10 protein-coding genes are annotated in these 15,038 nt (G+C 54.4%); all 10 read right to left on the reverse strand.

All coding sequences use genetic code 11. From position 1 onward, the window contains the following. The gene (gene miaA / locus ACX93W_RS04590; RefSeq protein ID WP_459391124.1) at window positions 1-1,029 is read right to left on the reverse strand and encodes a tRNA (adenosine(37)-N6)-dimethylallyltransferase MiaA; all 1,029 of its coding nucleotides are present in this window, start codon (window positions 1,027-1,029) and stop codon (window positions 1-3) included. After that, on the reverse strand, window positions 1,019-1,798 hold the full coding sequence (locus ACX93W_RS04595; protein WP_459391125.1) for a class I SAM-dependent methyltransferase: 780 nt from the start codon (window positions 1,796-1,798) through the stop codon (window positions 1,019-1,021). The genes miaA and ACX93W_RS04595 overlap by 11 nt, the downstream gene beginning before the upstream one ends. Continuing rightward, the gene (gene mutL, locus ACX93W_RS04600) at window positions 1,795-4,164 is read right to left on the reverse strand and encodes a DNA mismatch repair endonuclease MutL (protein ID WP_459391126.1); all 2,370 of its coding nucleotides are present in this window, start codon (window positions 4,162-4,164) and stop codon (window positions 1,795-1,797) included. The genes ACX93W_RS04595 and mutL overlap by 4 nt, the downstream gene beginning before the upstream one ends. Window positions 4,165-4,360: 196 nt before the next feature. Continuing rightward, entirely contained in the window at window positions 4,361-7,195 is a 2,835-nt protein-coding gene (mutS, locus tag ACX93W_RS04605) for a DNA mismatch repair protein MutS (RefSeq protein WP_459391127.1), read from the reverse strand. 239 nt (window positions 7,196-7,434) lie between these two features. Next, window positions 7,435-8,949, reverse strand: coding sequence for a putative amidoligase domain-containing protein (locus ACX93W_RS04610; RefSeq protein WP_459391128.1), 1,515 nt, complete (start codon window positions 8,947-8,949; stop codon window positions 7,435-7,437). Between the two features lie 268 nt (window positions 8,950-9,217). Then, on the reverse strand, window positions 9,218-9,787 hold the full coding sequence (locus ACX93W_RS04615; RefSeq protein WP_459391129.1) for an outer spore coat protein CotE: 570 nt from the start codon (window positions 9,785-9,787) through the stop codon (window positions 9,218-9,220). Between the two features lie 1,169 nt (window positions 9,788-10,956). Next, the gene (locus ACX93W_RS04620) at window positions 10,957-11,925 is read right to left on the reverse strand and encodes an aromatic acid exporter family protein (protein WP_459391130.1); all 969 of its coding nucleotides are present in this window, start codon (window positions 11,923-11,925) and stop codon (window positions 10,957-10,959) included. A 42-nt stretch (window positions 11,926-11,967) separates the two neighbouring features. Next, window positions 11,968-12,765 (reverse strand): ABC transporter permease, encoded by a 798-nt coding sequence (locus tag ACX93W_RS04625; RefSeq protein ID WP_459392012.1) that lies wholly within the window; start codon window positions 12,763-12,765, stop codon window positions 11,968-11,970. A gap of 355 nt (window positions 12,766-13,120) precedes the next feature. Beyond that, window positions 13,121-13,912, reverse strand: coding sequence for an ABC transporter ATP-binding protein (locus ACX93W_RS04630; RefSeq protein WP_459391131.1), 792 nt, complete (start codon window positions 13,910-13,912; stop codon window positions 13,121-13,123). A gap of 28 nt (window positions 13,913-13,940) precedes the next feature. Beyond that, window positions 13,941-14,951, reverse strand: a complete 1,011-nt coding sequence (locus ACX93W_RS04635; RefSeq protein ID WP_459391132.1) for an ABC transporter substrate-binding protein — start codon at window positions 14,949-14,951, stop codon at window positions 13,941-13,943. Between the last annotated feature and the right edge of the window lie 87 nt (window positions 14,952-15,038).

Below are 15,038 nucleotides of genomic sequence, written 5' to 3' on the forward strand. Positions count from 1 at the left end.
CTAACCCCCGTCTACAAAAGATTGATTAGAATTATATTCAAGATAACCTTGAAACTTTCCTGCTATTATACCATGAATTGCATTCAAATTCTCTTGAAAATTTTCATCTGTGTCGAACCAGTGAATTTCGTTCATGTGCCGGAACCAGGAAAGCTGGCGTTTTGCAAACCTTCTTGTGTCCCTTTTCAGCAGCTCTACGGCGGCTTCATAGGACAATTCTCCGCGCAAATAAGACACCAGCTCTTTGTAGCCCAACGCCTGAAGCGGCGTCGGATGGGGCGGCGGAACCCGCTTCATTAAGCTCTCTACTTCGGCCTGCAAACCTTCATTCAGCATGATGTCAATTCGCTCCTCGATACGGCGATACAGTGCCGCACGATCCATCGCCAGCCCCAAAATGATAAGCTCGTATGGCGATTCCTTCCGCTGCCCCGCCTGCTGCTTGCTGAAAGGCACGCCAGTCAAATGATGCACTTCAAGCGCCCTGATGACGCGGCGCACATCATTGGGATGGAGCCGCTCCGCCGTCTCCGCGTCCACCTCCGCCAGACGCTTATGCAACGCCTCAACCCCGTGCGAGGCGGCATAGGCCTCCTGAAGGGTCCGAAACGACTCATCCGAGCCATGATCCGCAAAACGGTAGTCATAACAAAGCGATTCAATATATAATCCCGTCCCCCCAACGATAAAAGGAAGTTTGCCTCGTCCCGCAATTTCGGCAATTGCGTTTCTTGCATCATTTTGAAAATCGGCGGCGGAATAAGCCTGGTCAGGATCAACGATGTCGATCAGATGATGCGGGATGCCCCGCCGTTCTTCTTTTTTGATTTTTGCCGTTCCGATATCCATTTCACGATAAACCTGCATGGAATCGCCGGAAATAATTTCGGCGTTCCACTGCTCCGCTATACTGAGGCTGAGAGCGGTTTTGCCTATCGCGGTTGGGCCAATCAGCACAAGCAAAGGAATTTTGCCGCCATTAGATTCTCCGCTTGGCAGATTCCAACGCTTCTGGTGTTCAATCAACATGTATCACTCCATACGTAATTTTGGGAACGCCCGGCTGACACGGCGTAAAGCCGAGCCGCTGGAATTCTCCGCTAGCCCCGTGTTCTTTCATAATGACCGTTTTTCTCGCCACTCGCTTGGCATGGAAAATCGCTTCCTCCGACAACGCATCGCCATTGGCAATGGGACGAAATGCGGAAATGGCAGAGGACTCATAAACCGGCTTACGGAACATGGGGTCAAAATAAACAATATCGGCGCTTTTGTCAGGACAGCTTGCCAAATAATCGCGGTGTGCCGCCGTCACAAGCCGGATCCGCCGCATCGCATCGTCCACGTCGCGGAGTCCCGACTGGTAGGAGGACAACCCTTCACGGACAAGCGCAGCCAGCACCTCCCCGCTCTCCAGCGCCGTTACCGAGCCGGTTTCACCGGCCGCATAGGACAAAACAAGAGAATCGCCGGCCATTCCGGCCGTACAATCGATAATGGCGTCGCCGGGTTTGCAGCCCGACCATTCGACAAGCGGATCGCTACCGCCGTCCCTTAACCTTTTGACCCGGATAAAGGCCATGCTTGGATGAAAAAATAGCGGTTTTGCATCTTCCCCGTCATAAAAACGGACCTCGCGTTCCGTCACGACTATCGCTTGTTTGCCGGAGGCCGCGCCGAGCAATTGGCGTACAGTCGCTCCCCGCCGCTGCACAAGCGAAGCTCCCAGCTCCGCTGCCAGTTTGGAGGCTCTCCGTCTGGCCGTTTCCGAGGGCCGTGGAGCTGTTGTAACGATCATGACATCACCCGTTTAAACATTTTTTCCAGCTGGTACGTGGACAGATGGACGATAATGGGCCGCCCGTGCGGGCAAGTATACGGCTGGCTGCAGCCCGATAGCCTTGCCAGAAGTACATCGCCTTCTTCACGCGTCATTCGGTCATTGGCTTTGATGGACGCCTTGCAGGCGCACATGATGGCCGCTTTTTCCCTAAGCTTTCCAATATCGATGCTTTTCCGTTCCGCGATCAGCAGCTCCGCCATTTCCTCCAGCACCGCTTTCTCCTCGCCGTGAGGCAGCCATTGCGGATACGCCCGGACCAGAAATGTCTGCGCTCCAAACGGCTCGATATCCACCCCGGCTTCCCGGAACAGCTCTAACCTGTCGCGCAGCTGCATCGCTTCCCCAGGCGTAAATTCCAGCGTCAGAGGAACCAGCAGCCCTTGGCTTTCGGCCGCCGGGTGGCCAAACTGATAGAGATAATATTCATAATTGATTCGCTCGTGCGCCGCATGCTGGTCAATCAGATAAAGCCCGTCGTCCGCCTGGGCCACAATATAAGTCCCATGATGCTGGCCGATCCAATGCAGCTCGGGAAAACCGGGAGACGGTACCGGAGCTTCACGAACGTTAGGAACAGCACTAGATTCCGAGGCGTCTCTATGGTTTTGACCTTCTCCATCATCTGAAATATCGTTAGCGTTTAAGGGTTCTCCATCCCTTGAGTCATCTATTTCGGTTGGAGTCTCTGGACCTGCTACGCCCGCTTCGTGAATAGCCTCATCGTTTTCATGGATAGCCTCATTGTTTTCATGGATAACTTCGGCCGTTTCATAGCTGAACTGTTCTGCAGGTTGTAGCGGTTCAACATCTCTGGGCAATTCCTCATGTTTAAGCTGCTCGTTTTGGCTTTGACCGTATGGAACGTCGGCATTTCCCGGCTTATCGCCGAATGCGCCCTTGCTTTCCATTGCGGTGTCGGCTTGACGTCCCTGGTTAGCAGAATCTGCGGCTTGGACGCTATAATCAGCTTGGCTGCTATATTCAGCTTGGGCATGTTTTCCATTTGGCAAACCCGGATTTTGCCGCGGCGGCGCATACAACTTTTCGACGGCCGCCCGAGGGATTTGCTGATTTCGCTCATTCGCATAGCCATTGAACGGACGCGCTTGATTATAGCTGATGCTTCGCGGCTCCTGACGGTTGTCGGGCAGCCTGCTGCCGCTGCCTGCCCCCCCTGGCGTTCCCCCATCGGCTGTAATGCTTGATTTTGCCTGGTCCGATGGATTGCTGCCGGGCTCAAGGCGATCACCAATATGGAACGCTATGGATTCCTGCACATAGAGCGGGCCTGACCGAGGCTGCTTTTTGCCGGAGTCCGGGCCAGGTATGTATCGCTGCGCTCCCAGCACAGCCTTGACGGCTTTTTCGATAAGCGCCTTCAGCTCCGTTTCTTTGCTGAAACGCACCTCCATTTTGGAAGGATGCACGTTGACATCCAGAAGAGAGGGATGCATCTCAACCTCAAGCACTGCCAGCGGAAAGCGATTGATGGGCAGCAGCGTGTGGTATGCCTGCTGGAGCGCGGCGTTTACCGCAAAGCTACGAATGTAGCGACCATTAACGACTAGCGTAATTCCGTTGCGGTTGGCTCTTGTCAGCTCTGGCTTGGACACATAACCCGTCAGCTCGAAATCGGGATCCGACGCGGATACAGCCAGCATCGCTTTTGCTGTACTGCTTCCATAAACGGCGGCTATGACCTGCAAACGATCGCCGGTGCCAAGCGTCTGAAGCAGCGAGGAACCATTGTGCTTAAGTGTAATCGCGATACCGGGATGAGCCAGCGCTACCCGATTCATATAATCGGAAATATGGCCAAGCTCCGTCTGAATCGACTTCATATACTTTAAGCGGGCAGGCGTGTTATAAAATAAATCCCGTACCGACATTTCCGTTCCTTGCGGTGAATTCGCCGGTTCCTCCGTGACGATGCTCCCGCCTTCAATAACCAGTTTTCTCGCGAGCCCGCTGTCGCTATTGGCCGAAATGGCGCTTAATCGGGAAACCGCCGCGATACTGGGCAAGGCTTCTCCGCGAAAGCCCAGGCTGGCTATGCGGAACAGATCGCTGCCGGAAGAAATTTTGCTGGTGGCATGGCGCTGAAAAGCGGTTGGCAAATCTTCGGGGTCGATGCCTCCCCCATTGTCGACAACGCGGATCAGCGTCAAACCGCCTTCCTCGACGTAAACGTCAATCGTGGTGCTGCCCGCGTCAATTGCATTTTCCACAAGTTCCTTCACCACGGAAGACGGGCGCTCCACCACCTCGCCTGCGGCAATCTGGTTAGCCAGCTTTTCATCCAGCACTTTTATTCTGGACAACCTCATCCCCTCCTTTCATTGAACTGTTCAGATCGAACTATTCAGATCACTATTCCGATCTCCAATCAATCGGTACCCCGATTATGCAGTTCTCAAAATGAGCTGTTCCCTAATCGCCATTCAGCCGAATACGCAATGTCCCCATAAACTCTATTCGCAGCGCAGGGGCTTTTGTCAGGGGGTCTACGTCTAATCGCTACTCCCTCAGCTTGCCCTTCATTTCATTCAACCACTGCATCGCCTGCATCGGCGTCATATTAAAGAGATCAAGCTTGCGCAGATCGTCTGCAAGCTGTTCAGCTTTAGGCGACGCTTTGCGCCTACCATGACTCTCGGCCGCAGCAGCAGGCTCCTCGAACATGGATAGCTGCACGACAGCAGATGGGCCGTCTTTCCGATCAACATTCAGGATCGGCATCGAATTATTAATGTCATTAATTTCATTATCATTAATGCTGTTAAATACATTCGCTTGGGTTGAACGATCTTCCGGGTTCGCTATTTTGACGGATTGGCCACTCTCATAAGCAGACGGTTCCGATTCATGTACGACAGCCGCAAATTGGTTGGAATGATCGCGTCCCTCTCCCGAACTTGCCGTGGGAAAAGTAGAAACGCCGGCTCGGGACGGGCTTTCTGCGGCATGCCCGTTGCTTGTAGCCTCCAGCAAGCTGTAGGCTCTCTGAATTATGGAGTCGGGCAAGCCGGCCAGTCTCGCGCAATATATGCCATAGCTGGTGCTGGCTGCGCCTGGAATCAAACGCCGCAGGAACGTTACATCCTCCCCGCTTTCTTCAACCGCCATCCGGGCATTGCCCAGGGAAGACAACGACTCCTCCAGATGGGCCAGTTCATGGAAATGAGTGGACACCAGCGCCTTGCAGCCAATATGATGGTGGGCAAATTCAATAACGGCTTGCGCAATCGCCATCCCTTCGCCAGTAGATGTGCCTCTGCCAAGCTCGTCAATGATGACAAGGCTGCTCGGGGTCGCTTTTTCCGTCATGATTTGAATGTCCTTCATTTCTACCATAAACGTGCTTTGTCCGCCGATCAGATCGTCAGCTGCGCCAATCCGGGTAAAAATGCGGTCGACCAGCGGAATTTCCGCGCTCCGGGCCGGAACGAAGCAGCCGATCTGCGCCATTACGCAAATTAAGGCAGTCTGGCGCATGTAGGTGCTTTTGCCAGCCATATTGGGTCCTGTAATCAGCAAAATCCGCTGATCGTTATTGCTTAGCACCGCATCATTGGCGATAAAAGGCGTTCCGTCCATCATCGCTTCGACCACGGGATGGCGGCCCTCTCTGATGGCAAGATCAAATCCTTCCGTCACATTCGGACGGGTATAGCGGCGCTCTGCGCTCACCGTCGCAAGCGACTGGTAGACGTCCAGCTCCGCAATCATCGCAGCCGCGCGCTGCAAGCGGTGAAGATGAAGCGCAATATGGTCGCGCAGCTCGATAAAACGGGCATACTCCAGATCGACCATTTTGTCCTCGGCTTCCAGAATCAGCCGTTCCTTCTCTTTCAGTTCAGGCGTGACGAACCGCTCAGCGTTAGCCAGCGTCTGCTTGCGCTCATAGCGGCCTTCAGGCAGCATGGCCAGATTGGCTTTGGATACCTCCAGATAATAGCCAAATACTTTGTTGAAGCCGATTTTGATCGATTTAATGCCAGTCGCTTCCCGTTCCTGGCGCTCAAGCTCAGCTAGCCATTTTTTCCCGTTTGTGCTGGCTTCCCGAAGCTGGTCCAGATATTCGTCGTATCCGCCCTTAATCAAACCGCCTTCACGGATGGAAATCGGAGGTTCGTCCACCAGCACGGTTTCGATCATATCCGCAATGTCTCCGCAGTCGTCGGCATCGCGCACGAGGTCTTGCAGCACCGCCGAACCGGAATTATGGCACAGCTCCATCAAAGCCGGAATGCGCAGAAGGGATGCTTTCAGCGCGTTCAAGTCGCGCCCGTTGGCGTTGCCGTAAGCGACACGCCCCACCAGGCGCTCCAAATCGTAGATCGGACTGAGCTGGCTGCGAACGTCTTCTCGCAAAATCAGGTTGCGATACAACGTCTCAACAGCGTCAAGCCGTTTGCCGATTGCTGAGCTGCTCAGGAGCGGCTTGTCGATCCAGCGGCGCAGCAGCCTGGCTCCCATGGAGGTGCCCGTCCGATCCAGCAGCCAGAGCAACGAGCCTTTTTTGCTCCGGTCGCGTACTGTTTCCGTCAATTCCAGATTGCGGCGCGTGTAGTGGTCCAGAATCATATATTGATTCGGCTCATAAGAAGCGATACTCCGCACGTGTCCCAAGGATCGCTTCTGGGTATCCTCCAAATAACCAATCATAACGCCTACAGCTTGCAAACGCGCCGGTGAAAGACCAGCCAGTTCCCCGTCTCCAAATTGCTCGGCCAGCCTTTCCCGAGATACGGCGGCTCTTGCGGTAAGAACAGCCGTTCCTCCCCATGAGGCCGCGCCCTGCAAAGCGCCAAGCAGGCTTTCGCTCCCTACAACCTCGGAAGGATTATAAACGTTAAGCTCGTCCATCATCGCTTCGCCTTGCTGCGGGAAGGAGGTCACGTATAGCTCTCCGGTCGTCAAATCGCAAGCCGCTAATCCAATCATGCCGCCGGCCAAATCTACCGCAGCAATAAAATTGTTGTGCTTGCTCTCCAGCGATTTTGTTTCCATTACGGTGCCCGGTGTAACGATACGGACAATTTCGCGGCGGACCACGCCTTTTGCAGCGGCGGGATCTTCGACTTGCTCGCATATCGCCACCTTGTATCCTTTTTCGACAAGCCGGGCTATATAGTTTTCAGCGGAATGGTAGGGAACGCCGCACATCGGAATTTTGGCCGCTCCGCCGCCTTCCCTTCCCGTCAACGTGATTTCAAGCTCGCGCGACGCTTCGATGGCGTCGTTAAAAAACATTTCGTAAAAATCGCCTAATCGGAAAAATAAAAAGGCATCTTTCGCTTCTTCCTTGATTGCCAAATATTGCTGAATCATCGGAGTATAACCGCTCATTGCTGCTCCTCCTGCTATGTATATAATATGTTATTATACCAAGCGGAACAGACGTGCGCCATAACCATGCGGATTTACCGCTTAAAGCCCTTATTCTGCGTGGGAAAAGACAGTGAAAGGCGCCCTTAAAAAACTCATAGGCGGGTTATAAGGCATCTCAGGCATCTCCCCAATTACATAACACCTATTATTATCGATATTTAATTAACGAATTTACTTAACGGATTTAATTAACCGCATTAATTATACTGCGGAAACGGGATTCGCCATTTGAGTCGAAAATCGCTTTGTTCGTCCCATGTTTTGCCCGCTCTTGCCGCTTGAAACAACGGCTCTATGAAGGGAGCCAGCTCCTCGTAGCTGGCACACCTTGTCATTACATCCGCGATGTCGTCCAGGCATGCGGATAACTCTTTTCGGTCGCCGGCATAATAGGCGGCGCGGTAACGCTCTTCCGCTGCCGGGATTCTTGGCAGCGTCGCGGCTTCCCTTGCGCAAAGCAGCGCCAGCGCAAAAGCGGCTTTGGCCGCTGCCGGAGAGACAAGCCAGCTCGGCAGCGTCCGGTATTCAAACCCGCCATGCGGCTGCAAGCGAAAGTCCCCGAGACTGCCGTATCGGGGACGGCGGCCGCGCCCGGCGGGGTCCTCCACCATAGCCAGCGGATAGGCCGCGCAGTTGTCCAGCAGGCGCAGCAGGCGGCTGGTGAGCGGCGCTCCGCTGATGTGGATATGCCCGCCGAGCGCAAGCCCCGGCACGGGCATGGCTCCCGCGACCCAGCGCAGCCTCGGGTCGCGCACCTTTGCGGCGGCGGCAAGCATCAGCCGCCGGATATTGCCGGCCAGCGCGGCGGGGCCCTCCGCCGGCGCCGGCCGCAGCTCGGCGACGGGATAGAGCAGCCGTCGCCCCACCAACACGGCGTCGGCGCCCGCTGCTCCCCCGGCGCCGGCGCCGAAAAAGCGCGATGCCGGAGCCACCTTGCCGCTCGGCATCAGCAGCACAAACTCGGGATCGGCGCCCAGCAATATGCGCCGACCCTCGTCAATGGCTCCCGCCGCGTCAAGCATTGCGGCGAAACGCCGCAGCGCGGCCGACTGGCTTGCGCCGTCGCCAAGCAGCGGCCGCACCCCTCTGACGGCGCAGCGGCCGTCGCCGGCAAGGGCAACAACCGCCTCGCCAATATCGAGGCGGAGCACATACAACGCGCGCACGGCAACGCGCGCGACCCTCCGCAGCGCTGCGTCGCTCGGCCATTCCCCGGCGCGGCTGCTTCTCCAGGATGCCGCGCCTCCACTATCTTGCTGTCCCGTTCCCCCTATATCTTTACGTTCCAAGTATCCTCTAATTTTAGGTTCAGCACCTCTTTTGAGTTCTATCTTCTCTGGTTGCTGCTGCTCTGACATTGCCATCACCGTCTTTTGCCAGACGCCATTTTCTGCACGCATTACGGAAAGCGGCTCCAGATTGCATACCTCCACAACAAACAACCGCTCGTCAGGCAGCCCCTCTGCTACACCGAGGCCCGACATACGCCAAAGTTCACGCTGCCGCCCAAGGCTCATGTCCTCAAGCGAAGAAGCGCCTTCATTAAGCAGCCAGATTCCAACTTGCTTCGAAGAGCGAGGCAGCAAGCTCCATGTAAGCGGCAATACGACATCTCCTTGGCGTGGCGACTTATTCAAAGGCAAACGACGAGGCGCATCCTCGGACATCATGGATTCATATGCAGTTCCGTCCCAAACCCACAGCTCCCCCATTCCCATGCCACCTTTCGTATGCGGCAGCTGCCGATTTCAACGAGAAGAGCGCACTACCGCAAACCTCCAGACTTTCAATCCAACGGTGATCGCTTGCAGCAGCCACAGCGTGCCACTCCCCACCAATGAGCGCCTGTATGATAATGAATCGGGCGCCAAGGACTTGCGATGCCAAAAAAAAGGAGGGCTTTCGCCCTCGAATTTGCCGCCGAAGCAGCATATAATGCCGTATCCAAAAGAGAACAATGCATTATTGCCAGACGGCGAGTTACAGCTCGTCGTCCAGCAAATCGGAATCCAGGTCCTCGAAGTCTCCGTCCTCGTCGCCAAGGCTGAACTCAAAATCCTTGTCATCATGATCGCTGCAGCCGCCCGGAACAACAGCTACGCAGACTTTCGTCTCGGCAATCATCTCGACCGCAAACTCCCGCTCGACGCGCACTACTACGCTTGCGCCGCTAGAGGAAATGTTCGCCTCAATGCAGTTGGGCTCCTGAAGCACCTCGGCTGACACTTCCTCTGTCGCAGCCCTGTGCTTGGGATCAACATACGAAAGCGGAACATTTTCGACGAATTGTACGGATTCCTTGGCTACGTCCGTTTGGGAGTTTTTGTTGTACGAATACCAAATATTGATATCGTAAGTACCGATCACCTCTATACCGTCGCCCGAACGAACCGCTTCATACTGATGGTTGATTATCCATGCGCCCAAAATACTGGTCGGATGGTGAGGCGGTGTAACGGTATGGGTTACAGTGGAAAACTTACGACCCTTGCCGCAGACAGCTTTTGTTATTATTTCTCTGCACTGTAGCTGTTTATCTGCAATAGTCATTGATTTAACCTCCTCCATACAATCATTCAATTAAAGTGTATGCAGGTCATAGGCGTTTGTTGATTAAACGAGTCTAATCCGAAAAATTTATTTTGCATGTCTCCTGCCGCAGCTAGCACGGGCCGCAGAACGGGGAAAATCCACACCATCGTTTTTCCCGCTTGCTACATTCTATTCTCTGCTTGGCGAAAATATGAAGTGGAAATGGCGGCATGCAGCGCGATATATGCTACAGTCGAACTTCCCAAGGCGCAATGCAGAAATGATGTCTACGAAGAAGACCTAACTAATACGTAAAAACGCAGCTTGCTTAAATTATACATATGAGGAAGCATCAGCTCATGGGAAACCAACATTCATGCATTAATAAGCATGCAGCAAACATAGAAGCGATTAAAAGAAACCTACAATAAAAAGATGCCAGCTCAGAACCAAGCGATCGACTGTCAATAAAAGAAACCTCTATGGACGGATCGCACAGTCCGATCTCAAAACGTTAGCTGCGCCCTTGAAGAGCGCACCACACACCACACGCCTTCCTCTTACGGTCATCCATGACCTTTAGATGCTCCTTTTTACAGAAATCCAATTTGTAACGGTCATTAATGGCCGTTAACGCTCATTTTCGTCCAAAAAACACCACTTTTGAGCGCTAATGGACATAGGTGACCGTTACAGGGAAGAAAACAGCCATTTTTAGGTTCTGCCGGTCATAGATGACCGTTAGGCTGTTGGGCGAGGTAGGCTCCGGCTGGTGCACACTACGGAACGGAGTAGATTTCCGCTTTTAGGTTCTGCCGGTCATAGATGACCGTTAGGCTGTTGGCGAGGTAGGCTCCGGCTGGTGCAGACTACGGAACGAAGTAGGTTACAGGGTTGTTTTGTTTGCCATTTGATCCCTTACGCATCCTGCATCATTTGCGCCCTGCGCCCCCCTTCGCCTTTATCTTCATTTTCGCCCTTCACTCCCATTCACCATTTCCCACTTTGATCGCTCCATTTACTCCCTTCACCATTGTTCTCTTCGTCCCATGTTCCCTTCCTCCGCACACTTCATCTTTGTTCTTTCTTCCCTTGTCCCTTCCTCCGCACACTTCAACTCTGTTCTCTTCTTGCCATATTCCATATTTCACCCTTTACGCCCGTCGCCCTTCTCCCCCCGCAAAACACTACGCTTCCTGTCTGCTCTCTTCCTTCGGCTTCTTTTTCAGCCGTCTGGCGACGGCGAGGTAACGGTCCACTTCGTGAAGCAGCGTCAACAACTTGGCGCGGATCTCGAATTCCTCGCGCGTTTTGGGCAGCTCCATGCCGCGAAACAGTCCCACAAGGTCGTGAGCCATTCGTTCGGCTTCCCCGGTGTATACGTCTTTTTTGACGTCGATCGACAGCTGATCGAACAGATCCGCCAGATGTTCGCCTTGCGGCACCTTTTCATATACAAGCGACAGCTCCGCCAGCATTTGTCCAATCGACGTGAATTGCTCGCGACGCATCTGAAAATAGCTTGTCCAATAAGCTTCATGCAGCCAAAGCCGGTTTTCGCGGCTGCGCAGCGAACCTTCCGCCCCTTTTGCCATGATTACCTCGGCTTCAAGCAATTGGCTGCCTGACCAGACATGGCCGGGATTGCGCAGCGTAAGCGCCATCTCGCAAAAAATTGCGCTGAACGCTTCCTCCAGTCCGCTTTTGAGCGCGGCCAGGCTTCGATCCTCCTTGGGCATGTACATGACATTAATAACGGTCGCCCAGCCAAGGCCCACCAGCAGCAGAAGCACTTCGTTCGCGATAATGTCCGCCGTGACCTCCTTGTAGGCAAACAGATGAAAGACGATAACACAGCTGGTCAAAATGCCGTCCTTCAACATAAAGCGTGACAGTATCGGAAAAGTAAACAGAATAAAAATCGCTACGACCCAATAATGAAAGCCGAACAGCGTAAAAATAAGCGAAGCGAAAAAAAGCCCCAGCACCGAAGCGATGAACCGGATGGCTGCGCTTTTGAGCCCTTTCATCCGAGTCGCCTCGACGCCGAGTATCGCCAGAATGCCCGCGGCCAGCGCAGGCTCAAGCTCCAAGTAAAGTGCCGTATAAATAGCCGCAATCGCAGCGGCTGCCGTTTTGACAATCCGAATGCCCATAGAATGTATCTCCGAATCCGATGGAATGTGTTCTTCCACATCCTACCGCTCTCGCCAGCCCGCCGTCAACCTCTTCTCCAAGGCCGCTACGGCACGGTACATCGCGGTCGCCACAACGCCAATAACAACCAGGCTTGACAGCACCAGCGTAAAATTGAAAACCTGAAAGCCGTAAATGATCTGGTAGCCCAGCCCCGTTTTGGCAACAAGAAACTCCCCTACGATAACGCCGATCCAAGCCAGGCCGACATTCACCTTGAGCGTTGAAATGATCACGGGGAATGAACCCGGCAGAATGACTAGCCGGAACAGCTGCATCCGGTTGGCTCCAAAGAGGCGAACCACCTTGATATAACCGCCGTCGATCTCCCTGAAGCGGTTGTAGATGTTCAGAGTCGTAATAATGACCGTGACGGACAACGTGATAGCCAAAATGGAAAAGAAGCCGGGACCTAACGCTACAATGAAGATTGGGCCCAACGCCACCTTTGGCATGCTGTTCAAAACTACCAGATACGGGTCCAGCACTCGGGAGAGAAACGGAAACCACCACAGCAGCGCGGCAAGCGCTGTCCCAACCAGCGTACCCAGCACAAAACCGGCAACCGTCTCCGACACCGTCACCCCGATATGCGGCCACAGACTTCCGCCATACAAGCCGCTCCATAATTGGGCAGCCAGCTTTGAAGGGTAGCTGAACAACAGAGGGTCGATCCATTTGTTTTGCCCTGCAAGCTCCCATAAGCCGCAAAAAAACAGAAGCAAAGCCAATTGCGTTGCGCCTGCGGCAGCCGACTGCTTCTTTTGACGTTCTAAATGCTTCAAGTGAAGCTGCTTCATTAGCCGGTCGCGCTCATCACCAGACGGCTTCTCGTCTCGCTGATGGTTACCGCCATTGCCAGCACGGCCTGCCCCCTCCCCAGCCAGCTTCGCATCTTGCTGACGTTTTCCGCTAAGTCCGGCTTGTTCCGGCCTGCCCTCAGCCTGATTCGCATTCCACCGATGTTTCCTGCCACTGCCGGCCCAGCCTGGTCCCTCTCCAGCCTGCTTCTCGTCTCGCTTATGGTTACCGCCACTGCCAGCACGGCCTGCCCCCTCCCCAGCCAGCTTCTCGTCCCGCTGATGATTTTCGCCAAGTCCGGCCAGTTCCGACCCGTCACCGGTCAACGGCTCCCGTGTACGTCCGCCGGGATCGTCATGCGCCATTGCTGTCCTCCTCCTTTTCCTCCAGCTCCTCCCACAGTTCCCGGAAAAGCTCGCCGTATTCCGGCAGCCCCCTTGCTTCTAGCGGCGAAGCCGCACGGAGCGCATCCGGCACGATGATTTCGCGAGTGATGCGGCCAGGTCCGCGGCCCATTACGATTATTCGGTCGCTCATTGCAACGGCCTCCGCCAAATCATGCGTCACCAGCACCGCCGTTTTGCCCAAACGACGGAGCGTTTTCTCAACAAGGTCCTCCAGCTGCAGCTTGATTTGCAGGTCCAGCGCGGAAAATGGCTCGTCGAGCAGCAGCACCTCCGGCTCGGTAACCAACGTCCTGACAAGGGCGACGCGTTGCCTCATGCCGCCCGACAGCTCATGGGGATATCGTCCCCCGCTCCCCTCAAGCCCCAGTTCCGCAAGCCATTCCCCTACCTTTTCCATGCTTTGCGGCGTTTTGCGTCCCTGGATTTCCAGGCCGACGGCGGCATTGTCCGCAATGGTGCGCCATGGGAACAAGTAGTCCTGCTGCAGCATATAGCCCACCTGCGGAGCCGGACCCGTAACGGCTTTGCCATCCAGCAGCACATGCCCAAGCGTTGGCGGAAAAAGGCCGGCAAGGAGGCTGAGGAGGGTCGTTTTGCCACAGCCGCTTGGACCTACAAGACTGACAAACTCGCCGCGGGCAACAGCCAACTGGACACCTTCCACCGCCAGATAAGCGCCCTTGTCGTTGACATAGACGTGAGAGACTCCCCGCAGCTCCATAGCCGGCGTTTGCTTCATCACATCCTCCTCCTTTGATTCTAGCGCTCTATTTGGCGGAATCTGCAATCGCGGCTTCCGCAAAACTCGTATCCACCAAATCCCCATGTTCCGCTGCCTGGGCCAGCTCGCCGGCTTCCGTCATGACGTTCAGCAGATTGCTCCACTCCCCTTCATCCACAACGGGATTCTCCGCAAATGAACCCTGCGATTTGTAGCGGTCGATGGAGCTGATCAGGATGTCTCTGTCTACATTTTCAAAGTAAGGAATGACGACGTCCGCGATTTCCTCTGCGCTATGCTCCGCGACCCATTTCTGCGCCTTGTACACGGCATTGGTAAACGCTTGAATATGCTCGCTGTTTTTGTCGATGTAGCTTTGCTTCGCCATAAACACGGTGTAGGGCAAATGCCCGCTTTCTACGCCGAAGGATGCCGCGACATACCCTCTGCCTTCTTTTTCAAAAATAGAGGCGGTAGGCTCGAATAACTGAACGTAATCTCCCGTTCCCGACGAAAAAGCGGCGGCGATGTTTGCAAAATCGATATTCTGAATCATTTCCAGGTCAACGCCGGGATTAATGCCGTTTTTCTTCATCGCGAATTCGCCCGCCATTTGCGGCATGCCGCCTTTTCTTTGCCCAAGGAATACAGAATCTTTAAGCTCCGACCAATCAAAGCTGTTGATTTTCTCCCTTGCCACAAGGAAGGTTCCGTCGGTTTGGGTCAACTGGGCAAAATTGATAACGGGATCATCGGCTCCTTGCTGGTAGACGTAGATCGACGTTTCCGATCCCACCAGCGCAACGTCAATGGAGCCGGACAGAAGCGCCGTCATTGTTTTATCGCCGCCAGGCGTTGTCGTGAGCTCGATGTCCAATCCTTCCTGGTCAAAAAATCCCTTTTCGATCGCCACATATTGCGGCGCATAAAACAGCGACCGCGTCACTTCGCCGATCACCACATGTTTTTTCTCCCCGCTGTCCTTGCCGCATCCGGACAATACGGCTGATGCCGCCAGCAGGACGGCCAGCAGCAATCCCAGCCTGCCTTTTTTCATAGGTCATTCCTCCCGCCAATTGGCAAAAATTAATGTACAACAGCCTATGCAAAACAGATGCCGTAAGTGATAAGCTGACGTAGACAT

It is taken from the genome of Paenibacillus sp. CAU 1782 (assembly GCF_054551715.1).